Here is a 26,899-nt window from a genome sequence, read left to right on the forward strand (position 1 = left end):
ATGCAGAACCACCCGCCTGTATTCGGTTACATGAATCGCCGGCGAGCTCTCGGGCTTGGCTTGGCTGCGGGCGGAGCTGCACTCTTGGCAGCCTGTTCGTCCTCCACAGACGCCCCGAAAGTTCAGCCCACCGAGCTCCAGTCCGGTACCGGCAAGATCACTCTGCTGACCTGGGAGACGTACCACGACAGGGCGTGGCTCGACGCCTACCAGAACGAGGCGGGAGTGCAGGTCGAGTCGGTCACCATCGGCTCCGGGGACGAGTTGTTCGCCAAGGTCCAGTCCGGAACTGTGAAGCCGGACATCATGGTTTTCGACTGTTCACTCATTCCTCGGTTCGTGAACGCAAACCTGATCGCTCCCGTTGTTGCCGACCGACTCAAGAACACCGGCATCATCACCCCGGGTCTGGATTGGAAGAAGAACAACACCTACAACGGCGAGCTCTACGCCGTCCCCTACAACTGGGGCACGCAGCCGCTCATGTACAACGCCGACGTCATCACCACCGCACCCGACAGCTGGGCAGCTCTGTGGGATCCCACCTTCAAGGGCAAAGTGGTGCTTTTCGACGCCGCAGATGTGACCATCCCGATGGTCGCACTCTATGTCGGCGCCCCGGACCCGTACAACCTCTCCGACGAAGAATTCGACAAGGTTCGCCAGGCACTACAGGACCTTCGTCCCCAGATCCGCACGATAGCGAAGGGCTTTGATGACGCGGTCAACATCTTCGCTGCCGGCGATGGCGTCATCGGCTACTGCCAGAACATCAGCGAAGTGACACAGCTCAACAAGAGCGGGAAGAACTTCGCCTACAGCCTTCCGAAAGAAGGCACTCCCCAATGGCAGGACAACGCGCTGATCAGCCCGAGTGGCCAACGCCAGGAAGTCTACGATTTCATCGATGCCTGCCTCGAACTGCCGTGGCAAGCCCGTTTCGTGGAGTCCACGTCCAACAACGGCATCCTCAGCGCCGACGAAGCACAGCAGGCGAAGGTTCCCGAGGACATCCTCCAGGGAACCAACATCCTCGACCAGCAAGACGCCGCCTTCTGGTCGGCGATGCGCCCGATGGTTGCGCCGGAAAGCATCTCCCGGCGCTTGGAAGTCTGGAACGAATTCAAGGCCGGCGCCTGATGGACGCGGCGACCCTGCCCGCAAAGAACGGAAGCCAGAAATACAGCATCCAGTTACAGAGGCTGACCAAGACCTACGTGGGGGCCAAAGACCCTACGCTGGACGACCTTTCACTTGACATCAAGGATGGGGAGTTCTTCTCCGTCCTTGGCCCCAGCGGCTCGGGCAAAACCACGACGCTGCGGCTGATTGCCGGCTTCGAAAGTTCCGATTCGGGCACCGTTGTCCTCGACGGAGTGGACGTCACGAGGGTGCCGCCGAATCGACGCAACGTCAACACCGTCTTTCAGAATTATGCGCTCTTCCCCCACATGAGCGTTGCCGAAAATGTCGAATACCCGCTCAAGATGAAGAGCCGCACCAACAAAGCAGCAATCGGCGCGGTGGCCGAGGAAGCCCTCGAGCTTGTCGACATGCACACGTACGCCAAGCGACTTCCGCACGAACTGTCCGGGGGCCAGCGGCAGCGGGTCGCCCTGGCCAGAGCTTTTGTCTCAAAACCCAAAGTCGTGCTGCTCGACGAACCTCTGGGTGCGCTGGATCTCCAGCTGAGGCAGAAGATGCAGGTGGTGTTGAAGGATCTACATTCCCGGCTGGGCATCACCTTCATTTACGTCACCCACGATCAGGGCGAAGCGCTGGCGATGTCCGATCGAGTCGCGGTGATGAACGGCGGCCGTATCGAGCAGTGCGCCACAGCGCGGGACATCTATTACCGACCCAGCACACGATTCGTGGCGAGCTTCATCGGCAAATCCAATCTGATGGATTGCCAGGTACACAGTGGAGTGCTCGAATGGGGCGGATTGAAGCTGCGCTTGGACGACTCCACCGGGCCTGACGGCCCCGCTGCGGTGGCGGTACGCACCGAATCTGTGCGAATACTGCCGGCCGACAACGTCGGTGACACCGCGAACACCTTCCCCGGTCGGGTGCATCAGCGCGTCTTCCTCGGTGACGCCGACGAAGTCGTTCTCGACGTCAATGGCCACCAACTGGTCGCCAAGGTACCCGCAGGCAGCGGGGCCGTCTGCCGCCCCGGTGATGAAGTGCGGATACAGATCCTCCCCTTCGACATGAGGAGGGTCCATGGTTGACACCGCTACCCGGGTGCCGGAGCAGACCAGCACTGCCGCCCCGAGCCGACTCCTGGCGCTGGCGCCGATCTATGCCTGGCTACTACTGCTGGTGGTCGCACCCAACGGCCTGATGCTGACTTACAGCTTGTGGACCTCAGGTGACCTGGGTATCGACCGGACGCTCACCCCGCACAATTATGCTGCGGTCATTTCGTCGCCCACCAACATGAGCCTCATCGTCCGGACAGTCGGAATCGCCGTTGCTGTAGCATTTTTCGCTACGCTGGTAGCGTTTCCCATGGCGTTCATCGTTAGTCAGAAGATCAAGCGCCGCCGTCTGGTCGCCGTGATGCTCGTCGTGGTGCCACTGTGGGTGAGCCTGCTGATTCGAGTCTTCGCGTGGAAGATCATTCTCGGCGACAACGGTGTTCTCAACACCGGGTTGCTGAACCTCGGTCTCATCGACACCCCGCTCAGTTTTCTGCTCTACACGCGCTTCACCGTCTTCCTCACGCTGTTGAGCGTGACAGTGCCCTACGTGTTCGTGGCCTGCTATACCTCATTGGAACGGGTACCCCCCTCTGTGCTCGAAGCGTCGGCCGACCTCGGTGCCAGCAGCTTTCGCCGCTTCAGCACCGTCATCTGGCCGTTGGCCCGCCAAGGTGCCGCCATCGGCTTCATCCTGGCGTTCGTCTTGGCCGTCGGCGATTACCTGTCGCCGTCACTGGTCGGCGGTTTGAGCGGAACCATGGTGGGATCGGTGATCGTGTCCCAGTTCGGGGTCGCCAACAACTGGCCGCTGGGAGCGGCGCTCGCAATCGTCCTGCTGCTGGCGGTCGTCGCCGTCACCGGCATCGTGGCCCGCCTGGGGCGAGCGCGGGGCACACTCGAAGGCGACATCGGCGCAGGCATCCCCACTGACGCAGTCCCCGCCTCGGCGTCTCGTCGACGGATCGCCAACACCGCCGCCTACACCTACCTCGCGCTGACGTACGCCTTCCTCTATCTGCCGCTGTTGATGATCGCGCTGTTCTCCGTCAACGATTCACCCATCCAGACCCTCCCCATCCAGAATCTGAGTTTGTCCTGGTACCGACAACTGCTCGACTCCCCCGACCTGATCGCTGCATTCCGGAGCAGCCTCATCGTCGCCGTCTGCGCCGTCGCCTTGTCGACGGTTTTCGGCACGCTCTTCGCCTTGATCTTCGCGTACCGCAAGCCGCGGGGTGCTGCACTGTTGCAAGGTGCCCTCGCCCTTCCGTTCCTGCTGCCCGGTGTCATCCTGGGGCTGTCCCTGGCCATCGTGTTCCGGACTCTGGGGCTCACCTTCGGCCTCACCACGGTCGTTCTCGGCCATACCGCGTTCATCACGCCGATCGTGATGGGGATCCTGCTCGCCCGGCTGCGCCAGATGGACCCCAGCATCCTGCACGCCGCAATGGATCTCGGCGCCCCACCCGTGCGTGCCTTCGTGGGGATAGTGCTGCCGCAGCTGCAGACCGCCTTCGTCGGAGCCTGCCTGCTCGGCTTCACGTTGTCCTTCGACGAGGTGCTGGTCACCTTCTTCCTGACGGGCGAGCAGCCCACCTTGCCGGTCTACGTCTACAACCAGCTGAGATTCGGCTTCACCCCGACCATCAACGCCCTGTTCACCTGCATCACCGTCGGCAGTATCGGGCTGCTGCTGCTCGGCTTTCGTTTCCTGACAGGTGGACGAACTGGAAAGGCGGATCCGGCCACCGTGCTCTCGATGGGCTAGCAACACCCCGCCGCAACACAAAATGTGCCGTCCATCTTGACTGGGCGGCAGGATAACCACACAGGAGTGAACACATGACCGCCACGCCATACGACGCAATCGTCATCGGCGCTGGGCACAACGGCCTGGTGACCGCGAACTACTTAGCGCGATTCGGGCAGAAGGTACTCGTACTGGAAGCCCGTGACGTCGTAGGCGGTGCCTCGGTCACCGAGGAACTCATTCCGGGTGCGAAGTGGTCGTCGTGTGCCTTCATCGCAGACATGATCCGCCCCGAGATCGTCGTCGACCTCGAACTGCGCAAGTTCGGATTCCACATGTACAGCCCGTCCACCATGGGCTTCGCCCTGTTCCCTGACGGACGGCATCTGTTCTTGCACAAGCGGGTTGCCGATACGCTGCGCGAGCTCGAGAAGCACTCCAGCGCCGACGCCAAGAACTTTCTCGAATGGGGCGCGCGGCTGCGCCGCTTCGGCGACTACATGCGCCCCTGGTTGATGTCAGCACCCCCCACCCGCGAATTCATCCGCGCGGAGTTCGAGCGCAACGGGGAGCTTGACCTCTATCACGACTTCTTTGAATCCTCGACTCGCGATCTGATGAGCCGGTACTTCGAGAATGACCTCATCAAGGGATTTCTGACGTTCTACGGCATGGTGTCGGTGTTCGCCGGACCGTCCACACCGGGCACCTCCTATGTCTTCGGACATCACTCCTCCGGCGACTTCGACGGCGAATTCGGGGTCTGGGGTTTTGTGCGGGGCGGTATGGGCGGCTTCGCCAATGCCCTCGCCGACTCCGCCCGCCATCACGGTGTCGACATCAAAACCGGCTGTCGGGTCAGCAACGTGCTCACGTCCAACGGAAAGGTCACCGGCGTCGCGCTGGACAACGGCGACGAATACCGCGCCACCAAGGTCGTCTCCAACGCCGACCCGGTTCGATCCATGATCGGGTTCCTGGACACCGATGTCCTGGATCCGGCTTTGCGCCAACGCATTGCCGATATCGATCAGCGTGGCTCCATGGCACGTATACATCTCCTCATCGACGAGCTGCCGCAGTACATCGGCCTCCCTGACGGGCTCGGACCCCAGCATCTCGGCCATCAGATGCTCGGTGCCTCCGTCGAGAACTTCGAGAATGCCTGGGCAGCAGAACAACAGGGGGTCGTCGCCCACGACTACGCCATCGAAGCCGTCATCCAATCCACGACTGACCCGACGCTGGCGCCGAAGGGATTGCACACCCTGACCCTCGGTGTGCAACAGCTGCCGGGTGAACTGTCCACCCCGGGCGGTTGGCGGACGGCCAAGACCGCCTGGGCCGATCAGATCGTCGATCGACTCAACGACTACGCGCCCAACCTCAAAGACCACATCCTCGATCGATACATCATCACTCCTGACGACCTCGAAGACGAATGGTCGTTGACGGGAGGCAACATCTTTCACGCCGCAATGTTCGACGATCAGCTCTTCAGCGGCCGACCCTTACACGAGCTGTCCGAGTACCGCACGCCTGTGGAGGGCTACTACCTGTGCGGCGCAGGCACCCACCCCGGCGGCGGCGTCATGGGGGCCAACGGCCACAACGCGGCCTACGCCATCCTCGAAGACCTGAAACTCGCGAAGCTCGCTCGCCCGGGTCGGATTTCGCGACCCAAGTTGACCGATCAACTCCTCAAGAACCCCATCGGACAGAAGCTGTCCTACCAGGTGGCGCGCAGGCCGGTGTTCGACAAACTGCTCGGCGCGGTCTCGAAGATTCCGATGCCGCAACCGGTTCAGTTCCCCCAATCCTGACGATCAGTCATGACCAGAAACCAAGGAGACAAGATGCATCGCCTACCCGAAGGGGTACTCCCAGTTCTTGCAACCCCTTTCGATCAGAACGGGGACCTCGATCTGAAGTCCCTGGCGGCGGAGATCAACTTTGTGGTGGACCAGAGAGCCGACGGTGTCGTCCTCGGGATGGTCTCGGAGATTCTGAGGCTGTCGAGCGAGGAACGCGAGACGCTCACCGAAGCAGTGTGCCGATTCGTCGACGGTCGGGTCAGCGTCACCACCAGCGTGGGAGCGGAAAGCCTGCACACTGCAGTCAGATACGCCAAACATGCCCAGGCGGTCGGCGCCGATGCCGTCATGGCCATCCCGCCGATGGGAACGGCGTGCGATGACGACGAACTGTACAAGTACTACGCCACGCTGATCGAGGCGATCGACATACCCGTCGTTGTTCAGGATGCCAGCGGCTATCTCGGCCGTCCACTGACCATTGCCCTGCAAGCCCTCCTATTCGAGAAGTACGGCGACCGAGCGTTGTTCAAGCCCGAAGCTCAGCCGATCGGCCCACGACTCACCCAACTCCTCGACGCGACCAACGGCAACGCCAAGGTCTACGAAGGCACCGGCGGCCTCGCGCTCGTCGACAGCTTCAAGCGCGGAATCGTGGGCACCATGCCGGGCCCCGACATAGTCTGGGCGCTGGTCGCGTTGTGGAAAGCACTCAAGGACGGTGACGATGCTCAGGTGGACAGGATCCAGGGGCCGTTGGCGACCATCGTGTCGATCCAGAACAGCCTCGATTCCTTTGTGGCAGTGCAAAAACACCTGTTGCACCGGCAAGGTGTACTGCCCCAGATCGCAACTCGAGGTCCCGTCGGTTATCACCTTGATTCGGCCACCGAACGCGAGGTGGACCGCCTTTTCGAGCGGCTCGCCGGAGTTGTCGGAGTCGAGGTCTGACGCGTGAAGTTACGCAGCGATCAATGGTTCGCTCGAGACGACGAAGTCGGCATGGAGCATCGGGCTGCCATGCGCTCCGCGGGTCACCCCGTGGATGCGATCGATCGACGGCCGGTGATCGGTGTGCTGAACTCCGTGAGCGACCTCAACCCGTGCAATCTCCCGCTGCGCCGGCTGGCCGGGGAAGTGAGGGCCGGCATCGAAGCTGCGGGAGGGATCGCGGTCGAGCTGGCGACGATGTCGCTGGGCGAGGACCTCATGAAGCCCACCGCCATGCTGTACCGCAATCTGATGGCCATGGAGGTCGAGGAGACCATTCGGGCCAACCCGCTCGACGGTGTCGTGTTGTTGGGCAACTGCGACAAAACCCTGCCCGCTCAACTGATGGGCGCCGCCAGCGCCAACCTCCCCGCACTCCAGATCAGTGGTGGGTATCGCCGTCCCGGCCTGTTCCGGGGGCAGGAGGTAGGGGCGGGCACCGATCTGTGGCGGTACTGGGACGACCGCCGCGCCGGCCGCCTCGGTGACGACGATTGGCTGTGTCTGGAAGCGGCCCTTGGCTGCAGCCAGGGCGCGTGCAATGTGATGGGCACCGCGCTCACCATGTCGATGATGTCCGAGGTCTTGGGCATGATGCTCCCGGGGGCCAGCACACTGCCGCACGACGACCCCCGGCTCGACGCCAAGGCTCGCGAATCGGGTTCGCATATTGTGGAATTGGTGCACCAGGACATCCGACCCGAGCGCATCCTCACACCGGAGGCATTCCACCGGGCGTTGCAGGCTCTGGCCGCGATCGGCGGATCGACCAACGCGATCATCCACCTCTGCGCCATTGCGGGCAGACGTCGGCTGGCCCTCGCACTCGATGACTTCGACGCCGCGGCACGGGAAGCACCGGTCCTGGCCGACGTGGCGCCCATCGGCCGCCACAACATCGCTGCGTTTGACGCCGCGGGAGGCATCCAGGCTGTTCTGGGGGAGTTGGACGCCACCGCAGACCCGGTCGTTTCTGCTGCCGGAACCCCGCACGCCGGCGTCATACGCTCGCGGTCCGACCCGGTGACCGACCTGCCGGCATTCACCGTCCTGCGAGGAAACCTCGCACCCGATGGCGCCGTCTTGAAGACCGCCGCCGCCCGGCCCGATCTCACGACGCACACGGGGCCAGCCGTGGTTTTCCGCGGATACGATGACATGCTCGCCCGCATCGACGATCCGGAGCTGCCCGTGAGCGCGGAATCGGTGCTCATCTTGACGGGTTGCGGGCCCAGTGGCGGCGACGGGTTCCCGGAGTGGGGCATGATCCCGATACCGAAGAAGCTGGCCTCCAAGGGTATCGACGACATGGTTCGGATCAGTGATGCCCGCATGAGTGGCACGAGTTTCGGCACCTGTGTGCTCCATGTGGCACCGGAGGCAGCCGCAGGGGGTCCCTTGGGCGCAGTGGAGGACGGGGACATCGTCACCATCGACATCGTCGAACGCCGACTCGAGGTGGACCTGCCACCCGAGCTCATCGCAGCGCGGCTGTCGAAGCGGCCCCACCCGCCGACCCGCCACCACCGTGGCTGGCCGGCCCTCTATCAACGTCACGTGATGCAGGCCCCCCAAGGCGCCGACCTCGATTTCCTGGTGCCACGCACCGCTGAAGACGTGGCCTTCGTCGAGCCCACCGTAGGACGCAGTTGACGCCCCGTCCGGAACGCCCATGAGCGAGGTTGGGACCGCTGCCGCCAAGCGCACGTCCCGGCTCAGGTGCGTAGCCGACATCCTGCTGCCGGGGACCCCGAACGCACCTGCGGCAACGGCATTGACCAACTTCGACCAACTGCTCACCACCGCAGTCAAGGCTCTGGGCTCAGAGAGCATCCTGTTGGACCAGGCCCTCCGTCGCCTCCCGGAAACGTTGAACTGGGACGCCCTCAAACGTTTCGCCGAAACCGACCGCGATTCCTTCGAGCTGATCTCGACGACTGTCGTCGGTGCGTATTTCATGTCCTTGGAGGCACTTCAGTCGATCGGCTACCGGACTGGGCCACGGCGCGCCGCGCCCTTCGACCAGGCCGCTGATGAGTTGGGCAGCGGCATTCTCGAGCCGGTACTCAACCGCGACTCCACCCTGCGCACGGTATAGGGCAGGTCGGCGGCAACGCCCGGGTCGCTCCACCCACTTTGCGAGAGGAGACGCGAACATGACACCTGGACCCGCAGCGCGGTACAGCACAGAGGTTGACGTTCTGATCGTGGGAGCGGGACCGGCGGGGGCGGTCGCGGCACACACGCTGGCGGATCGGGGTCTGTCCGTCATGTGCCTGGAGCAGGGCGATTGGGTAGCTCCCTCCGAAATACCCGGTGGACAGCCAGAATTCGAATTGCTGACCCGCACCGCCTGGAACTGGGAGCCCAACACGCGACGACGGTGGCAGGATTATCCCCTCGATCTCGCGGACGCCGACGTCAGCGCTCCGATGTTCGCCGGCGTCGGTGGCACCAGCGTTCTCTATGGCGCCCACTGGCATCGTCTGCTGCCCTCTGACTTTCGCGTGCGTTCACTCGATGGCGTTGGTACCGACTGGCCCATCCAGTACGAAGACCTGCATCCGTTCTACGACCGCGTCGACGAGTTCATCGGCGTGGCGGGGCTCGGCGGCGATCCTGCCTACCCCGATCAGGACTTTCCCATGCCTCCCCACCCACTCGGCGCCGCCGGGATGAAAATGGCCGCGGCGATGAATCACCTTGGCTGGCATTGGTGGCCCGGCACGCACGCAATCCCATCAGCCGCCTTCAAGGCAATGGGCTCCTGCGTGCGTTGGGGTGTCTGCGAACATGGCTGCCCCGCCGGAGCCAAGGCATCCTTTGACATTGGCTACTGGCCTCACGCAACAGCTTTGGGCGTCGAGTTGATCACACACGCGCGGGTAGCCCAGATCACTGTTGAACGGACGGGCCTCGCCGACGGCGCGATCTGGCTCGATGTCGAGGGACGCGAGCATCGTGTGAAGGCGAATGCCGTCGTCGTGGCCGCGAACGGCGTCGGCACGCCAAGGCTGCTTCTACTATCCAATGACCGCTATCCCGACGGCCTGGCCAACTCGTCCGGACTGGTGGGCAAAAACCTGATGCTTCATCCCAACTGTGCCACCATCGGGGTCTACTCCGACGACGTCCAGAGCTGGAACGGCCCGGCCGGCCAACTGCTCTACTCACTACAGTTCTACGAAACCGACCGGTCCCGCGGCTTCGTCCGGGGGTCGAAGTGGAGCCTGATGCCCGTACCGGGAGTGCTTCGCGCACTTGATCTTTTCAACGATCGACCCTTCGAGCTGCGCTGGGGTGCTGCAGCTCACGACCTTGCCAACCACGCCGGCCACGTTCTCAGCTGGTCTGCCTGCATCGAAGATCTGCCCGAAGAGACCAACTCGGTGACACTGGACGAAACGTTGACCGACACCAGCGGCTTGCCGGCACCGAAGCTGACCTACCGCATCAGCGAGAACTCTCGGCAGAGCCTTGCATTCGCAATGGACAGGATGCGCGAAGTGCACCGTGCGGCGGGAGCCTGGCATGTGGTCGACGAGCCGAACATTGCCTCCGGTCATCTACTGGGTACCGCACGGATGGGAACTGATCCCAAGACGTCAGTGGTGGACGAATTCTGCCGCGCTCATGACATCCCGAACCTTCTCGTCGTCGACGGCAGCGTGATGGTGACCAGCGGTGCGGTGAATCCCACATCCACGATCACCGCGCTGGCACTGCGCGCATCCGAACATCTCGCGGACACAGCTCGAGATCAACGGTGCCTTCTGTGACCGGTCGAGAATCCATGCCGGACAACACCCGTCGCCAACAGGAGGGCACCATGCCACCACACCGCGCAATCATCACCGGAGCCACGTCCGGGGTCGGGTTGGCGCTCACGCGTTCGGTCATTCGACGCGGAGGCAGCGTGGCACTACTGGCGCGCCGGTCGGACGTACTTCACCAGCTCCAGCAGGAGCTGGGGCCCAACGCCTTTGCCGTCCCGACGGACGTGTCTGACCCCGATCAAGTCGCCGCCGCCATCGATCGATCGTTTGACGCGCTTGCCGAGGTGAACCTGGTGGTCAATTCCGCAGGGATCGCCTACCCGCACGCCCTTTCCGACCTCGATGCCGACACCTGGGGCCGCACCATCGCTGTCAATCTGTCCGGAACGTTCTATGTCGCCAAAGCGGCAGCAGCACGGATGACGTCCGGGGTCATCGTCAACGTCGGATCGGAACTGTCCACCATCGGCATGGCCGGGTTCGTCGACTACTGCGCCGCCAAAGCCGGTGTTCTCGGACTGACCCGGGCGCTGGCGGCCGAGCTCGCACCGCGCGGCATCAGAGTCAACGCAGTGTGTCCCGGTCCGATCGACACTCCGATGTTGGAGGCGGAGTTTCAGTCATTCTCTGATCCGACGGCCATCCGCACCGCCTCCGTGGAACGCGTTCCGCTGAAACGCTTTGCGACACCCGAGGAGGTCGCCGAGGCCATTCTGTTCCTGGCCTCCGCGACCTACGCCACGGGTACTGCCCTCGCGCTCGACGGCGGCACGACTTCTCTGGGTTGACGCGCCGGCGTCACGCTGATCCTCGGATCATGAGCTCCACCGGGAGTCGCAACAGCCTCCCCGACTCCGGTGTCGCGCCTTCGATGCGATCGATCAGCAGGGTTGCGGCAAGGTGCCCGAGATCGAATCCCGGCACTCGCACGGTGGTCAGTGGTGGGTCGGTGTGCTCGGCAAAGGCGAAGTCGTCGAATCCTGCGACCGCAAAATCGTCCGGCACCGAGATCCCGCGCTCCTTCAGCACCTTGATCGCACCGATGGCGAGGAGATCGTTGCCCGCGATCATCGCTGTGGGTGGGTCCGCCTCATCGCAGAGCTGCGCGGTCGAACGGCCGCCGCTCGCCGCATCCCAGTTGCCCTCGAAACGGGTGAGCGCGGGGTCGAATGCGATGCGCGCATCCTGCAGCGCTGCCCGGTAACCGTCGTAGCGCTCATCGATCATGGGCCACGAGACGGCTGTCCCGATGAAGGCGATCCTGGAGTGACCCGTCTCGATGAGACGCGTCGTCATGGCGTAGGACCCGTCGTGGTTGTCGGCGGTCACGCAGAGGACGTCTGTGTCCTCCACGTCCTCGAAGACAACGAAGTTCGGCGTCGCCTTCTTCATCTCATCGACGTAGCGCTGCCGCAGGGCCTTCTTCCCTGAGAGCAGCAGCAGAGCGCCGTCCACCCTGTTCTGATGAATCGGCATGAACAGGCCCTGATCGAGTGAATCAGGCTGCGCTGCATGAACCAGCAGCATGTACCCGCGCTCGCGAACTACTGCACCTACTCCGGCGATGATGAGATCGGTCATCGGATCGGCGAGATAACGCGGATCGGGGTCCAGGAGCAGGAAGGCCAGGGTGTTCGTCTTCTGCGACCGCAGGCCCCGAGCTTGGGAATTGGGATAGTAGTTGAGCGTCCGCATGGCGTCTTCGACGCGAGCTCGCGTCTCCGGGCGCATCTCGGCGACCCGGGAGTTGATGACATTCGAGACCGTCTGCACAGACACCCCGGCCAGCGCTGCGACATCCTTCAGAGTCGGGCGCAACCTCCCCTCCTTCTTTCGCTGGGAACGATCAAGCCCGCCCCCGGCAGACAACCCCGATTGCGAGCGCTTGTTCACGTGTCTTTAACGTAACAGAGCCGCCCGTAGCCAGGAGTCGGAAGTGTGGCACCGCATCCAATAACAGGCTGTTCAGCTCGTTTCCATCTTCCTGTTGACATCACCGCCCAATCGGTTTCTAATTCACTTGAACGTTATAGCTGCAGTCTCCCCGCCACCACGTAACGGCGCCGCCGTCCACACCACTACCAGGCTCGCGCCAGTCGAGGACGCCGGCACGTACGCCCGCATTCACCAAGGAAGCTGCCCTCATGTCGCAGAGAAGTGACGCTCCACAGTCCGTTGGTTCTGCGGAGCCGCCGCAAGCAGATCGCCTGCGCTCGAACAGTATCGGCGTAGGCCACATCGTCTTCTTCGTGGTGTCGGCCGCCGCGCCACTATCCGGTGTGGTCCTCGCCCTCCCGGTTATCATCGGCGCAGGAAACGGCGTCGGCGCGGCCGGGGCCTTCGTCGTGGCCGCCGCGGTGTTGTTGCTGTTCGCAGTCGGCTACACCGCGATGAGCCGCCACATCGTCAATGCAGGGGGTTTCTACACTTTCGTCGCGCAGGGATTGGGCCGTGTGGCCGGCCTCGGCGCCGCCACCATGGCCATCTTCGCGTACACCGCAATTCAGGCGGGCATGTTCGGTGCCCTCGGCGCCTTCGTCGACCGACTGGTGCAGAGCTACTTCGACGTCTCGATTCCGTGGTGGATCTACTCGGCGCTCGGTGTCGCCGCCGTCGTGCTGTTGGGCATGCGGGAGGTCAAGCTGGGCGGCCGGGTCCTTGGCGTCATTCTGGTGCTGGAGACCTCACTGATCCTCGTGCTCGATGTCGCCGTACTGGTCACCGGCGGCGCGTCCGGCGACGGATTCACCGGTCTGTCCTGGGAACCCTTTGCGCCGGCCGCTGTCCTGAGCGGATCAGTGGGCATCGCCCTCATCTTCGCCTACAACACCTTCATCGGCTTCGAAGCAACAACGATCTACGGTGAAGAAGCCATCGATCCCAAACGGACGGTACCGCGGGCGACGTACCTGGCTGTCAGCATCATGGGTCTGTTCTACGGCGCGTCGGCATGGCTGATGATCAACGCCTACGGCCTCGATGTCGTCGTCGGGCGCGCGCAAGAAGACCCGGAGAGCTTTGCCGCCAACGCCGTCGAGGCCCAGCTGGGCAGTACGGCCACCAGCCTCATGGGCCTCCTCGTTGTCACCAGTATCTTCGCGGCCGTCCTGGCCTTCCACAACACCTTGGCCCGCTACCTGTACGCACTCGGTCGCCAGGGGCTGATCTGGCCGACGCTGGGGCGCACCAGCCAGAAACACCGCTCCCCCTACATCGCCTGCTTGGTTCAGGCCGCCACCGCCCTGGTGATCGTCGCCGCATTCGCCCTCGTCGGGGCCGATCCCTACACCGAGATGTTCGTCTGGGCCAGCGGACTCGGCTCTATCGCGGTGATTCTTCTTCAACTCTGCGCTGGCATCGCTGTTTTCGCATTCTTCCGGAGAAGCAATGTGGACAAGCGGGTCTGGCACACCATTGTCGCGCCGATACTCGCCATCATCGGTCTGGCATCGATCACGGCCGTGGCACTGAACAACTTCGGCCTCCTCATCGGAAGTCCGGGCCCGGCGATCGATCTCCTGATGGCCTCGGTCATCGCCTTCGCCGCCCTCGCCGGAGCGCTGCGAGCGATCTGGCTGCGCCACCGTGATCCCGCCAGCTACCACCGGATCGGCTCGGTCGCCGACGGTGTCGAAGTGGAGAACGTCGGTTTCTGAGATTTGTGGAACTACGAGACTGTTGTGCGGCAGCTCCGACTGCGTCGACTCATCGCGGTGGAATGACGGTCTGGCGTTGTGTACCGAGGCAGTCGATGCCGAGCTCCATGACGTCGCCTGGCTGCAGCCACACCGGAGGATTGAATCCCATGCCCACCCCCGGCGGCGTCCCTGTGTTGATGAGATCGCCGGGCTCGAGAACCATGAACTGGCTGAGATGGTGCACGATCACGTACGGGTCGAAGATCATGGTCGACGTCGATCCGTTCTGGCGGCGGACACCGTTGACGTCCAACCACATGGCGAGGCCGCCGACATCGACGATCTCGTCGACAGTGGCAAGCCACGGCCCGGCGGGGTTGAACGTCTCGGCCGACTTGCCCTTGGACCACTGACCCCCGCGGTGCATCTGAAAGTCGCGTTCACTGACGTCGTTGACGAGCACGTAGCCGGCGATCGCCTCGCGGGCATCCGCGATCTGGTCCAGGTAGCTGGTTCGACGCCCGATCACAATGCCCAGCTCCACTTCCCAGTCCATCTGAGTGGCGCCCCTGGGCATACGAACCTCGTCGTACGGTCCGATCAGCGTGTTCGGAGACTTCGTGAACAGGATCGGCTCGTCCGGGACCGCTTGTCCGGTTTCTGCGGCATGGTCACTGAAATTGAGTCCGATGCAGAGAATTTGGTGCGGACGGGCGATTGGGGAGCCGACACGTTCGTCGTCGAACCGCACGAGCCGGTCCAGCCGGCTGGCAACGACGCTGCGAAGCCGGTCCACTCCCCCGTCGTCGAAGAACTGTTCATCGAAGTCCCCGAACACATCTGAGACGTCGACGTAGTGCTGGTCGTCGATACGCACCACCGGCTTTTCCTTGCCCGCGACACCGATTCGCATGAGCTTCATGTACGGCTCCAGATTTCCGCTGTGACATTGGATCGGTCAACGCGAAACCATCGTTCCCGCAGTGACATTCCAAATATTACACGGCTATTCCATTAAACGGAGAATCGCCTCAGCGCAGGCCGTCGTACCAGGAGTACCACGGGCGCGCTCGTTCGAAGGCCTTGCTGGCCGCCAGCACCGTCTCGTCGTCGAACCGACGTCCGATGATCTGCATTCCCACCGGACCATCGTCGGTCATTCCCGCAGGAACCGACGCTGCCGGATGTCCGGTGAAGTTCAACGGGTAGGTCAGGCACCATCCGATCGCGGGCGCCACCTTGACACCGGCGATCTCATTGGGCGCCTGCGTTTCCCGATGGGCCGAACCGACCGGGAACGGCGGTGTCGCCAGGGTGGGCGTGACAATGACATCGAACGTGTCGAAGGTGTCCTCCAGCGTGTCCAGAAGAGCCGTGCGGACCCGGTCACCGCGCACGTACTCCAGTGCCGACATCGATCTGCCGCGCTCCACCCAGGACAGGAATTCGTCACCCAACTGCTCACGGTGAGCCAGCACATCAGTGCCTTGTTCTGCCAGCATCTCCACGAGTGACGCGTTGACCACGGCAACCTGCGCCAGCCAGATGTCGCTCAGCGCATACTGATCAACGGGCAGCTGCAGATCTATCTTCTCGACCACCGCACCGCCGTCACGGAATGCCAGCACTGCGTCGTCCACGATCGCGGAGACGCGCTGGTCCACCGGGAAACCCCCGAAATCTGGACTGTACGCAATGCGCAACCCACGGACGTCGCCGCGTCGGGCCGCAGCCACGGGATCGAACCCGTCATTACCGGCAGCGTGGGGATCGCGGGCGTGGAAGCCCTGCATCGAGGCCAGCATCAGTGCGGCATCGTCGACGGTCCTGGTGATCGGCCCGTAGCACGACTTGGGGGTCCCCGGTGAGAACCCGTCGGGCCGTACCGCATTGGCGACTCGGCCAAACGTCGGTTTGATGGTGTAGGCGCCACACAGCGACGCGGGAATACGTAGGGAGCCACCGCCGTCGGAGCCTTGGGCCAGCGCAACCATGCCGTCCACCACAGCTGCCGCACTTCCCCCAGACGACCCGCCCGAGCTGCGACCGGGCGCCAACGGAGAGATGGTGGCCCCGAAGGTGGAGTTGTCGGCCACTGCCGCCGCAGGGTCGGCGCCGAACTCCGGGACGTTGGTCTTTCCGACCACGATCGCGCCGGCATCTTCGAGCCGCTGCACGTAAGTCGAGCTGACCGCTGGCACATAATGGGCGAAAGAGGCTGCGCCCATGGATGTCCGGACGCCCGCTTTGTCCTCGTAGAGGTCCTTCAAGCAGATCGGCAGGCCGTGCAGAGGGCCGACCAAGCGGCCTGCTGCCAGCCGATCGTCCGCCACTCTTGCCTCGGCCAACGCCTCGTCGAACCGCACCAGAGTGAAGGCGTTGATGAGCGGGTTCCGGCGTTCGATTCGCGAAATGGTCGCTGCCATCAGCTCGGTCGCCGACACCTGCCGGCTCTGCAGCATGCGGCGGAGTTCGGTGGCGGAGGTGAAGCACAGGTCATCGGTCACAGTCGTCTCTTCTCTCTCACGCGCCAGAACGGAACCGTCACCCGAGCGCCGGTGCGCATAGCTCCACGTTGTCCTGGCGGATTGCCGGGGTGTCGATGAACGTCGTCTTGGGCACGTCATTCCCCTGGAGCACGGCGGTGGCCAGTCCGGCGATCGCCTTGCCGTCTGCAATGGGGTCCTGCAGGTTGGTCCCGAACTGCTTGCCGGACTTGATGTTCGTGTATCCCTCGGCGGTGCAGTCCGAACCGGTGGCAATCAGGTTCTCCCCCGGCCGGTATCCGGCGCGTTCTGCCGCGACCAGCGCGCCAGCCAGCATGTTGTCGGCGTTGGCATAGAGCCCGACGATGTTGTCACTGCCGAACTGCGAGAACAGTCGGGAGGCGGCAGTCGTGGATTGCGTCTGGTCCCAGTTGCCCGGCTGTTGACCGACGAGCCGAAGGCTGGGCGCCTTCTGTGCCAGTGTGTCGGTGAATCCCTCGCTACGGGCGATCGTCGACGACGCGCCTGGCGTCCCAGTCACCATGATCACCGATCCGTTCACGCCGACACCCGCAGTGTTCAACCCGTCGATCAGCAGCTCGGCTGACTGGGCTCCGAGCTTGCGGTCATCGGGTCCCACCCAGGCGGTCCACAGACTGTCGTCCTCTGTCGCAGGCGGGTAGCTGGTCACCACCACTGGAATTCCGGCCTGTTTGATGCGGGCAAGTCCAGGGATGATCGAAGTGGTGTCCGTCGGAAAGATGACGATCAGATCCGGTCGGGTACTGATGGCCTGGTTGATCTGTTGCGCTTGCTCCGCGGCATCAAAATTGGTGACCGACTGCGTGACTTCCACGCCTTGGCCCTGCATTTCACCCATGAAGGATTCGGCCTGCGTCGCGCAATAGGCGCACGATTGAGTGACGTCCAGATATGCGATCTTCTTGCCGGCGAGGTCGCCGGCGGCGGCCGAATCTTCTGAATCCGAAGAGGCGCACCCCACCAGACCAACCGCAAGCACTCCCACGGTAGCCAGCGCACTGAACCTACGAAATACCGACATGACTGTCCTCGATCCGGGTTGTGTTTTGTTCCTTGCTGTTACGGGAGAACCACTGCTGCGGTCGCAAACTGACAACCTTCGTGAGTGGGGCGTGCATCAGTACCACCGCCAGCAGAATGACGCCGTTGACCAATTGCACGGCGGCCGAGTCAGCACCTGCCAGACTCAATCCGTTGCTGATCATCGCGAGCAGAAGCGCGGCCCCGATTGTGCCGACCAGACTCCCCCGACCACCTGTCAATGCGATGCCGCCCAGTACCGCGGCGGTGGCCGCCTGCAGGAGAAAGGCGTCGTTGGTGCCGGCTTGGCCGGTGGCCAGCGCCGTACCCTGCAGCGCTCCGCCCAGCGCCGCGCACAACCCGCAGATCAGGAAGCCGGCCACCATTACCGGTCTCACCGGTATCGCTGATGCGCTTGCCCGCTCGGCATTTTCACCGATCGCATACACGTAGCGGCCCAGCCACGTCGCGCCAAGCATCACCAGAATCGCCGCCACAACGGCCAGTTCGATGAGGCTCTGCACCGATAAGATCCCCGCGACCGGGTTCGTGAGCGTCAGCCCGAACTGGTAGTTCTCGGCCTGGACCAGTTCACCACCGGTGATGAAATGACCGACACCGATGGCCAACACCATTGTTCCGATCGTCACCGCCAGCGAGGGAATCCGGAAGACCGCGGTCAGCAGTCCGTTGACTGCCCCGATGGCCAACCCGACCCCCATCGCGACGAGAATTCCGGTCACCGGACCCTGCCAGTCGCTGACCTTGACGGCCACTAGTCCCGTCAACGGGAACACCGCGGTGATCGAGAGGTCGAACTGGCCCATCAGCATCACCACCGTGAGCCCGGACGCGACCAAGGCCAGGACGGCGAACGCCTGTCCCAGGGCGAACAGATTGCCCAGGGACAGAAATCCCTTCGTGGTGGCGGCGAAGAACACCATCGCGATCAGTGCCAGCGACCATGCCAACAGGGTTCGGAGGTGCCAGTAGAGAAATGTCTCGGTCATTTTCGCCCCGAACCCAGCCGGTCTGAGATTCCGATGAGCACCACAGCTACGAGCACCAACGCCCCCTTGACCATCAACTGGGTTTCGTATGCGAGTCCGACGAGGGCCAGTACGTTGCCGAGCAGACCGACGAACAGGCCTCCGATCGCAGCGCCGAGCGGGCTACCGCGGCCTCCCGTCACCGCTACGCCACCGACCACGACAGCGATGATCACGTCGAATCCAAAAGTGCCTCCCAACAGCACATTTCCTTGACCCGACTGCGCAGCCAGCAGGGCCCCGGCAAGTCCGACAAGAGCCCCGAACACCACGAAACTGGTCAGCACGTAGGGCGCGGGGTTGACCCCTGAGATCACCGCTGCTCGCTCGTTCAGACCGATGAGCGTGATACGCCGACCGGTGACGCCGCGCCGGTGCCACGTCCACACCAGCACCGTGACTGCCACGAAGACGAGCACCTGGAACGGCACGTTGAACACATTGGCGTTGAGTAGACCGGTGCCACCCTGGCCGACGATCGTCCGGCCCTGCGTCCATTGCTGACCGACTCCGAGCACGATCGCGGAGAAGGCGATGGTGGTGATGATCGGGTCCGCCTTCAGAAATCCGACGACGTAGCCCTGCGAGGAGCCCAGGAGTGCGCCCACTGCCATGGTCAGCAAGAGAGCCACCCACGGACCCCACGTCAGCGCATGGGCGAACACAATGGTGGACAATGCGATCATCGACGCGATGGACAGGGCGAAGATTCGGCCGATGATCGTGATCAGGCTCAGACCGACGGCGGCGATACCGGTGAGTGCGACGGACAACAAGAGCGCACGTACGTTGGCCGCGGTGGCGAAATTCGGCACGAGAAGTGCGGCAACGATGAAGACCGCTGCGGTGATCAACCCGACCACGACGGCCCCGTCGCGGATCATCGAACGCCAGGCGAGTTGCGGCTCTGCCGTGGTGACAGCGGTCGCGGTCATGAGGTCCCGCCGTGCAGGATCTCGGCCATCAGGTGCGCATCGTCGACGTCGGATACGACGTGCGACCCCACCTGTGCGCCGCGGTACATCGTGATCACCCGGTCCGCGAGCTCCCGGATCTCCACGATGTCGCTGGAGTAGGCCACCACGATGACCCCTCTCTCTGTGAGTACTCGGATCCGGCGGTATATCTCTGAGCGCGCGCCGATGTCCACACCACGGGTGGGCTCGTCGAGAATCAGCACGGTCGGATCTGCGGCCAGGGCGCGCGCGATCGCCACCTTCTGCTGGTTGCCACCGCTGAATGCATGAACCGGTTCGTCCACCCTGGCCGGATCCAGCGCCACCCGGGCAGCCATGGTCCTGGCGAACTCTCGTTCGCGAGCCCGGCTGATCATTCGATGTCTCGTGACGTGCCGCAGCGCACCAGAACTCACGTTCACCGCAACGGTGGCATCCAGGAACACACCCTCATTCACGCGGTCTGGCGAGATATAGGACACGCCCTCCCGTTGAGCAACGCTCCGGTTGCCGAGGCGCAGGGGCTGTCCGTCGAGTTCGATGGCACCACCTGTCCGCCGGTTCATGCCGGCAAGCACACGCGCCACATCGTCTGCACCGGAGCCGATCTGACCGAACACCGCGGTGATCTCGCCAGCGGTGAAAGCCGCAGAGAACATCGCGAACTTGCCTGCCATCGACAGCTCACGTACCTGCAGGAGCCGGCCGCTCTCGACAGCACCGGCGCCCGTGCGCGGCCGATGGACCTGTTCGTGCTCCGCCCCTAGCATCTCGGTGATCAACGTCGGCATGTCGAATTCGCCGACCTCGCCGCTGGCGACCACCCGGCCGCCGCGCATCACCGTCACCCGGTCAGCCACTTCGAAGACCTCACCCAGCCGGTGGGTGATGTACACAACGGAAGTTCCTGCCGCACAGAGGCTACGGGCGACGTCGTGCACCTTGGCGATCTCGACATCGGACAGGGTGGCGGTTGGCTCGTCGAGGATCAAGACCCGAGCGTCGGCCATCAAACCGCGCGCGATCTCCAGTAACTGGCGTTGAGCCAGCGCAAGGCCCTCCACGGGCCGACTGAGGTCGACATCCCCCAGCCCCGCCCGGGCCAGGCACTCCTGCGCTCGGCGTCGCAGCCGACGGAACGGCACGACGGGTCCGCGCCGACCGCGACTGGCCAGGACCAGATTGTCGAGCACCGACATCTGCGGCACCACTGAGAGCTCTTGGAAGACCATGAACACATCGCCATCCGCATGCGCAGTGCCGTAGACCTTGCCGGAGTCGGCGGTTACGACGCCCGCCATCACCTTCACCAAAGTACTTTTGCCAGCACCATTCTCACCGAGAAGCGCATGCACCTCGCCGCTTCTGAGCTCCAGCGAGACCGATTTCAACACCGCCACGCCGCCAAAGCTCTTCGAGAGTTCGCGCACTCCCAGCGCAACCGGGTCGGCCGCCGCAGTGGGTTCCCTCGATGTCAGAGACTTGGCCTCGGCCACTGTGTTCTCCCGTGTCTCGAACGGTCATTTAACGTTAAAGCACTGCCGCCGCCGATGCCCGGAGCACGGGACTTCTGCTACGAATTGCCGACACAACGGACGAAACTCATTCAGCGATCGAGCCAGGCCGCGCTGTGCGTCAACGGAGCACCCGCTCGATGATATTCGGCCCTCGCGAACGTTGTTCGGGCTGACTATAACGTAACAGTCATCACATAGTGATGCAACACCTGGGCGATATCACCGTGTTCGATTGGTAGAGAACGCTATTCAACGGTCGACGCATGCACGGGGCCAGTGACCGCTCAGACCTCTGAGCGCAATCTCGCGGACATGTGCCCACAGATCGCCTTCGAGGATTCCGAATCGCGGCAGAATGTCCTCTCGCGGTGGCCCTCCGTACGGCGCCCACGCGACGACGCAAGCCAGCAGTTCACGCTCGAATGCGTGGATCACGGGCCGCGCGTGCTGTCCGTCCGCACCAGCATCGATGCCACGGGCACGATCAGCTGGCTGAGAAATCGAATCGAATAGCGTTGTGATACAACGCGCCCGGACGGAGCTCGGCGTCCGGGAAGTCGGAGTGGTTGACGCTGTCCGGAAACAGCTGTGTCTCGAGGGTGAACCCGCCGAAGGCGGGATAGGTGTTCACCGGGGGCTTGCCGGTCACCCCTTCGAGGTAACCGCCGACGTAGAGCTGGAGCCCGGGTTGATTGGTGGACAAGGTCAACCGGCGACCGCTCGCGGGGTCGGTAGCCACGAGCACCTCGCGCATGCCGCTACCGTCGAGAACCCAATTGTGGTCGTAGCCAACGATATCGCCCGTCGGCCGACCCGCACCCGCATTTTCGACCTCAGCGATGTCCCTGCCGATCGCCTTCGGCGTGCGGAAGTCGAAGGGGGTGCCATCGACTGGGCGAATCTCGCCAGTCGGCAACAGGTCGTCGTCCACCGGCAGATAGTGGGAGCCTCTGATCTCCAGCACGTGATCCAGCACGGTGCCCGCATCATGGCCGCCCAGGTTGAAGTACGAGTGGTGGACGATGTTGGCCACAGTCACGGCGTCTGTGGTGGCACGGATGTCGACCGTCAGTGCCCCGTCCTGCAGGCGGTAGGTCACGCTCGTCGTCAGCGCACCTGGATAGCCTTCTTCACCGTCGGGCGAGATTCGCCAGAAGGTGACTTCATTTGCCGTCCGCGCGCTTTCGATGCTCCACACCTTGCGATCGAACCCGCTCAGGCCTCCGTGCAGATGATTGTCGCCTTCATTGACGGAGAGCTGGACGGGGTTACCGTCGATCTCCAGCCGTCCTGAGCGGATCCGGTTGGCGTACCGCCCGGCAGTGGAGCCGAAGTAGTTCTCGTCGGTGGCCATCTCGCCCAATGTGGGCCGTTGCAACACGACGTCGGCGAGCACTCCGTTGGCATCGGGAACGTGCAGTTCGATGAGCCGGGCACCGACATCGGTCAGGACGGCACGGTAGACGCCGTCGGTCAGCGTGACCACCTGAACTTCGATCCCGTTGACGGTTTCTGTCGCTATCACAATGACTCCTCGGTAGTTGAATGGTTCTGCGAGCCAGTTCGCCTCGTCATGGCTGCCAACTGGCTGCAGGTAGCCCTGGGGTCTCGACACGGGCGATGAACAGGCCACCCGAGTCGGGGAAGGACTCGAGTTGTTCGGCGACGAGATCGACGCGTGCGGTGGTGATGACGAGCTGGTCGAGACCCGGTCCCGCAAAAGTCACACAGCTCGTGTGGGGCGCGGGCACCCCGACGACCGCGATCTGCCGCCCGTCGGGTGTATACAGCCGCACCTCACCGGCACCCCACACCGCAACCCACAGGTTTCCGTCGGCATCGATGCAGATGCCGTCCGGCAATCCTCCGGTGACCCGGAACGCTTCGTGGCGGGACCCGGATACCCCGGACGCTGAATCGTAGCTCCGCGACCACACGATGCCGGGAGTGGTATCCACCGAGTAGAGCGTCCCTCCATCCGGCGACCACGCGAGTCCGTTGGACATCTGCAGGTCGTCGTCGAGCACTTCGACATTTCGGCGTGCGTCGACTACGTACAGCGACTCACCGGTCTCTTCGCCGAGCGAGAGTGAACCGACGAGAAACCTGCCCGCCGGATCGCACTTGCCATCGTTGAGACGACGGCGCTTGCCCTCCGGAATCAGCTGCGCGACTTGGCAAATCCCGGACTCGTCAACCAGCCACACGTCGTGGTGGCCGGCGACCAGCAAACCCCCTGGCGCCGAAGCCACCGCTCCCACCGTCAGGTCGACGTGATGTGTCTCGGTCGGGGTGATGCTCTCACCTTCCAGCAGTCCCTCATGGACGTTGCCGGCAGGGATGTCCACCCACAGCAGTCGGGCGCCAGCCCGATCCCACACCGGGCCTTCTGCCAGTTCGTATGTCTGCGATGTCGCACATACCGCGTCATACGTTTTCATCTCCGGCCTCCACGCGTGTCGCTGCCTCGACTGTCTGCCGAACCGCATCGCCTCAACGGATGATCGCCCCCACCTGTGCGCGCATGGGCAGTTCGGCCCGCGACGGCAGACCTTCCCAGTCGCCGCGGGTACCGACTGTGCACGCGGCGCAGGCATTCGCCCACCTCAGACGTTCTGTCAGAGGACGGTTCTCGGACCACGCCGCGAGGTAGCCGGCCGCAAAGCTGTCGCCCGCACCGATCACATCTATGACAGTGACCGGTAACCCGTCTTCGCGTGCGGTAGCTCCGTCGGCGTCGAGTGCGTAGGCGCCGCGTTCACCCAGCTTGACCACCACCTCGCGCGGTCCCAGCGTCACCATAAATCTTGCAGCATTCTCCGGTTCGGTCTCATGGGTCAGCAGGAAGAGTTCGTCCTCACCGATGAACAGGATATCGACATACGGCAGCATCGCCTCGAGTTCGGCGCGGGCGGCCGACGTATCGCCGAGTGCCCTGCGGTAGTTCACATCCAGCGAAACAGTCGCTGCGCGTTCCCTGGCAAGCTCCAGCGCGCGGTGAACCGCGCCGCGGGCAGCCCCGCTCAGCATCGGGGTGATACCGGTGAGGTGCACCAGCCCGATATCGCCGGTCCGGTGGAAGGCGGCGTCGACGTCGTGCCCACACAGTTGCGCGCCCGCTGACCCCGTTCGGTAGTACGAGACGCCAACGTGGTCCGGCGTTCGATGGTCTCGGAGCATGAAGCCGGTTGTTGCATCACCGGTTACGCGCACCAGATCGGCGTTTACCCCCTCACGGCGGAGATCCCTGATCACGCAGCGCCCCACTTCGTCGTCGCCGACTACGCCGACCCACACAGCCGTGTGTCCCAGCCTCGACATTCCGATGGCCACCGTCGCTTCCGCTCCGGCGGTGGAGAACCGCATTGCGGACCCAGTCCCGAGCGGCTCGCCAGGAGTCGTCGCCGCGACACCCAACGCTTCCCCCAATGTCAACATGGCAACCATCAGCAGCGGGCTTTCGAATGGAAGTCCGCAACGCGGACGCGAAGTGCAGATTGCGCTCCACCGTCGGTCGCGGAGCCCAGCAACGCCGAGCCCATCCCCAGCGCCAGAGCACCTGCGGCCAGAAATGCGGGGACGTCGGCGATGGCCACGCCGCCCGTCGGTATCAACGGAATCTCCGGATACGGCCCATTGCGTAGCTCGCGGATGTATCCAGGCCCACCTAGTGAAGCCGGGAACACCTTGACCGCCGTGGCACCCGCAGCCCAGGCGGCGTGGATCTCGGTGGGCGTCAGAGCCCCGGCAAAGACTGGAATGTTAACGCTTCGTGCGTATTTCACGACGGCGCTGTCGAAATTGGGCGTAACAAGGAACTGTGCACCTGCCGCGTGTGCGGCGCGAGCGCCAGCCATCGTCGTAACGGAACCTGCACCGACGTAAGCCGATCCGGTATGTTCTTCGGCCACTGATTGCAGGGCATCCAACACCCCTGGCGTGGTCAACGGGAACTCCAACATGCGGACGCCTGAGGACACCAAGGTCCGGGCGGTCTCGTCGAAGTGCGCCGTCGAAGTGCCTCGAACGATCGCGATGCACCGTTGAGCACGGATGAAATCAAGGTCCAGCGTGGGCAGCACGCTCATCCTAGGTCCAACATGTCGATCAGGATCTTGCCCCGTGGCTGGCCGTCGCTGACCGCCAGCAGATCCAATGCTGCAGCAGCTGAGCCGATCCCGAAGCGATGAGTGATCAGCGACTGCGGACGGAATGATCCGGCGTTGAGTAGACGGACGGTACCTGCCCAGGCAGCAGCGGTGTAGCTGAAGCTGCCCCGAATCGTGAGGTCATTGTTCACCACGTCATCGACGAAGAGTTGAGCCGCCTTGCCGTGACCACTGATTCCCAGCAGCAGGATGTAACCGCCGCGGACGGCCGACCGCAGCGCCGTTTCGACAGCCGCCGTGCTACCGGCTGCCTCGATCACCACATCGAAGGCGCGCTCGGCGGGCGGCTCGACGGAGAACTCGTCAACGCCCATGTTGATCGCCAAATCACGCTGTTCGCTGCGCAATCCGGCCATTACGACAGTCGCCGGCGACCACATCCGTACCAGGTTCGCGGCGAGCAACGCTACCGTCCCGTCGCCGATGACCAGGACCCGGCGACCTGGGTCCAGTCCGATCTCCAGGAGCCCACGCAGCACCACGGCCGCAGGTTCGACCAGCGCACCCAGCTCGAGCAGGCCAGCGTCACGGAGTTTGTGCGTCGAGTACTCGGGGACCACCACCGCAGGTCCTGCCGCACCATCGGCGGTGAACCCCAGTTCGTCGTAGTTGAGACACAGGTTGGTGGCACCCTTCCTGCACTGGGTACACGTCATACACGGCAGGATGCCTTCGACCACCACGGGGTCGCCCAGTTCCAGCCCGGTCACACCGTCGCCCAGCGCCAGTACCGTGCCAGACCATTCATGTCCCAGCACCAAGGGATAACGCACGTACGCCGGATCCAGGTCGCCACGAACGATCTCGAGGTCCGTACCGCAGATCCCGACGAAGTGCGGCCGGATCACCACCTGCCCCGCAGCGGGCGACACCGTGTACGTGCGCTTCTCCACCGCGACATCGGCTGGGCTCCGAACGAGAAGCACCGCTCCGTCCACCTCGATGTTCTGTTCAGCCGAACGCGATTCTGGCATACCGAACACTTTAGCAAGACACCCAGCACGCCACAACCGTTGACCTCGGGCGAATGACGGCAATGTGGGTGGCTGTGGTGAACGCTGGAGGCGCTGAAATTGGGGATCAGCGCCCGGTGCGGCCCAAGGAACAGTCGTCGGTGCGGGCCGCAGAGTTTTAAGAGCTTCACCGGGTCGTCCAGATCGATCGTGAGCATCGACGAGCTGTACGACGGCGACGGACATCCCGAGAACGCGCCGCACCGCGCCGAGATGCCCGACAACGTGATGGTGCATCGGCGGATCGCATTCGGGCCGTAGTCGGGGCTGTTCGACGACGTACGCGGGTTGGCATCCGTGCGCTAGACACGGCGGGGAAGCTTCGCAACCGCTGCACGACAAAGTGGGGGGTTATCCCCCGTGACACTGGCATTCTTGATCGGCATGCTGATGGTCATGACACTGGTTGGCGCGTCGCCCAGTCTCGGCGGTCGCGAACTGACGGTCACGATCCGGCGGTCGGCCCGAT

General features: G+C 63.7%; 22 protein-coding genes. 10 read left to right on the forward strand and 12 right to left on the reverse strand.

Going from position 1 to position 26,899, the window contains the following annotated elements; genetic code table 11:
• From ABW137_RS05185 to ABW137_RS05225, 9 genes are all read left to right on the forward strand, one after another.
• Nucleotides 1–1,140, forward strand: a complete 1,140-nt coding sequence (locus ABW137_RS05185) for an extracellular solute-binding protein (protein ID WP_526397569.1) — start codon at nucleotides 1–3, stop codon at nucleotides 1,138–1,140.
• Nucleotides 1,140–2,237 (forward strand): ABC transporter ATP-binding protein, encoded by a 1,098-nt coding sequence (locus tag ABW137_RS05190; protein WP_526397571.1) that lies wholly within the window; start codon nucleotides 1,140–1,142, stop codon nucleotides 2,235–2,237. The genes ABW137_RS05185 and ABW137_RS05190 overlap by 1 nt, the downstream gene beginning before the upstream one ends.
• Entirely contained in the window at nucleotides 2,230–3,978 is a 1,749-nt protein-coding gene (locus ABW137_RS05195) for an ABC transporter permease subunit (protein ID WP_526397573.1), read from the forward strand. The genes ABW137_RS05190 and ABW137_RS05195 overlap by 8 nt, the downstream gene beginning before the upstream one ends.
• A 74-nt stretch (nucleotides 3,979–4,052) precedes the next feature.
• The gene (locus ABW137_RS05200) at nucleotides 4,053–5,783 is read left to right on the forward strand and encodes a phytoene desaturase family protein (protein ID WP_526397575.1); all 1,731 of its coding nucleotides are present in this window, start codon (nucleotides 4,053–4,055) and stop codon (nucleotides 5,781–5,783) included.
• A gap of 33 nt (nucleotides 5,784–5,816) precedes the next feature.
• Complete coding sequence (locus ABW137_RS05205; RefSeq protein WP_526397577.1) at nucleotides 5,817–6,725, forward strand: dihydrodipicolinate synthase family protein; 909 nt, start codon at nucleotides 5,817–5,819, stop codon at nucleotides 6,723–6,725.
• A 3-nt stretch (nucleotides 6,726–6,728) separates the two neighbouring features.
• A complete protein-coding gene (locus ABW137_RS05210) occupies nucleotides 6,729–8,417 on the forward strand; it encodes a dihydroxy-acid dehydratase (protein ID WP_526397579.1) in 1,689 nt (562 codons plus the stop codon).
• Nucleotides 8,418–8,436: 19 nt separating this feature from the next.
• Nucleotides 8,437–8,862: a hypothetical protein gene (locus tag ABW137_RS05215; protein ID WP_526397581.1), complete on the forward strand. Its 426-nt coding sequence runs from the start codon at nucleotides 8,437–8,439 to the stop codon at nucleotides 8,860–8,862.
• 58 nt (nucleotides 8,863–8,920) lie between these two features.
• Nucleotides 8,921–10,543, forward strand: coding sequence for a GMC family oxidoreductase (locus tag ABW137_RS05220; protein ID WP_526397613.1), 1,623 nt, complete (start codon nucleotides 8,921–8,923; stop codon nucleotides 10,541–10,543).
• On the forward strand, nucleotides 10,540–11,328 hold the full coding sequence (locus ABW137_RS05225) for an SDR family NAD(P)-dependent oxidoreductase (protein WP_526397583.1): 789 nt from the start codon (nucleotides 10,540–10,542) through the stop codon (nucleotides 11,326–11,328). The genes ABW137_RS05220 and ABW137_RS05225 overlap by 4 nt, the downstream gene beginning before the upstream one ends.
• A gap of 10 nt (nucleotides 11,329–11,338) precedes the next feature.
• Here ABW137_RS05225 and ABW137_RS05230 read toward each other — a convergent pair whose 3' ends face one another.
• Nucleotides 11,339–12,358 carry a LacI family DNA-binding transcriptional regulator gene (locus ABW137_RS05230; protein WP_526397585.1) on the reverse strand — a complete coding sequence of 340 codons (1,020 nt, stop codon included), beginning with the start codon at nucleotides 12,356–12,358 and terminating at the stop codon, nucleotides 11,339–11,341.
• Nucleotides 12,359–12,684: 326 nt separating this feature from the next.
• Here ABW137_RS05230 and ABW137_RS05235 point away from each other — a divergent pair, with 326 nt between their 5' ends.
• Nucleotides 12,685–14,196, forward strand: a complete 1,512-nt coding sequence (locus tag ABW137_RS05235; RefSeq protein ID WP_526397587.1) for an amino acid permease — start codon at nucleotides 12,685–12,687, stop codon at nucleotides 14,194–14,196.
• Nucleotides 14,197–14,245: 49 nt separating this feature from the next.
• Here ABW137_RS05235 and ABW137_RS05240 read toward each other — a convergent pair whose 3' ends face one another.
• From ABW137_RS05240 to ABW137_RS05290, 11 genes are all read right to left on the reverse strand, one after another.
• Complete coding sequence (locus tag ABW137_RS05240) at nucleotides 14,246–15,100, reverse strand: fumarylacetoacetate hydrolase family protein (protein WP_526397589.1); 855 nt, start codon at nucleotides 15,098–15,100, stop codon at nucleotides 14,246–14,248.
• A gap of 109 nt (nucleotides 15,101–15,209) precedes the next feature.
• Entirely contained in the window at nucleotides 15,210–16,685 is a 1,476-nt protein-coding gene (locus ABW137_RS05245; protein WP_526397591.1) for an amidase, read from the reverse strand.
• Between the two features lie 37 nt (nucleotides 16,686–16,722).
• Nucleotides 16,723–17,727 carry a sugar ABC transporter substrate-binding protein gene (locus ABW137_RS05250; RefSeq protein ID WP_526397593.1) on the reverse strand — a complete coding sequence of 335 codons (1,005 nt, stop codon included), beginning with the start codon at nucleotides 17,725–17,727 and terminating at the stop codon, nucleotides 16,723–16,725.
• Complete coding sequence (locus ABW137_RS05255) at nucleotides 17,711–18,736, reverse strand: ABC transporter permease (RefSeq protein WP_526397595.1); 1,026 nt, start codon at nucleotides 18,734–18,736, stop codon at nucleotides 17,711–17,713. Before ABW137_RS05255 ends, ABW137_RS05250 begins: the two co-directional genes overlap by 17 nt.
• Nucleotides 18,733–19,710 (reverse strand): ABC transporter permease, encoded by a 978-nt coding sequence (locus tag ABW137_RS05260; protein ID WP_526397597.1) that lies wholly within the window; start codon nucleotides 19,708–19,710, stop codon nucleotides 18,733–18,735. The genes ABW137_RS05255 and ABW137_RS05260 overlap by 4 nt, the downstream gene beginning before the upstream one ends.
• Nucleotides 19,707–21,227 (reverse strand): sugar ABC transporter ATP-binding protein, encoded by a 1,521-nt coding sequence (locus tag ABW137_RS05265; RefSeq protein WP_526397599.1) that lies wholly within the window; start codon nucleotides 21,225–21,227, stop codon nucleotides 19,707–19,709. The genes ABW137_RS05260 and ABW137_RS05265 overlap by 4 nt, the downstream gene beginning before the upstream one ends.
• A gap of 505 nt (nucleotides 21,228–21,732) precedes the next feature.
• On the reverse strand, nucleotides 21,733–22,881 hold the full coding sequence (locus ABW137_RS05270; protein ID WP_526397601.1) for an aldose epimerase family protein: 1,149 nt from the start codon (nucleotides 22,879–22,881) through the stop codon (nucleotides 21,733–21,735).
• Nucleotides 22,820–23,689 carry an SMP-30/gluconolactonase/LRE family protein gene (locus ABW137_RS05275; protein ID WP_526397603.1) on the reverse strand — a complete coding sequence of 290 codons (870 nt, stop codon included), beginning with the start codon at nucleotides 23,687–23,689 and terminating at the stop codon, nucleotides 22,820–22,822. The genes ABW137_RS05270 and ABW137_RS05275 overlap by 62 nt, the downstream gene beginning before the upstream one ends.
• Nucleotides 23,690–23,741: 52 nt before the next feature.
• Nucleotides 23,742–24,695: a sugar kinase gene (locus tag ABW137_RS05280; RefSeq protein WP_526397605.1), complete on the reverse strand. Its 954-nt coding sequence runs from the start codon at nucleotides 24,693–24,695 to the stop codon at nucleotides 23,742–23,744.
• On the reverse strand, nucleotides 24,695–25,336 hold the full coding sequence (locus ABW137_RS05285) for a bifunctional 4-hydroxy-2-oxoglutarate aldolase/2-dehydro-3-deoxy-phosphogluconate aldolase (RefSeq protein WP_526397607.1): 642 nt from the start codon (nucleotides 25,334–25,336) through the stop codon (nucleotides 24,695–24,697). The genes ABW137_RS05280 and ABW137_RS05285 overlap by 1 nt, the downstream gene beginning before the upstream one ends.
• The gene (locus ABW137_RS05290; protein WP_526397609.1) at nucleotides 25,333–26,391 is read right to left on the reverse strand and encodes a zinc-dependent alcohol dehydrogenase; all 1,059 of its coding nucleotides are present in this window, start codon (nucleotides 26,389–26,391) and stop codon (nucleotides 25,333–25,335) included. The genes ABW137_RS05285 and ABW137_RS05290 overlap by 4 nt, the downstream gene beginning before the upstream one ends.
• Nucleotides 26,392–26,899: the final 508 nt, after the last annotated feature.

The organism is Mycobacterium sp., assembly GCF_040509115.1.
GTDB lineage: Bacteria > Actinomycetota > Actinomycetes > Mycobacteriales > Mycobacteriaceae > Mycobacterium.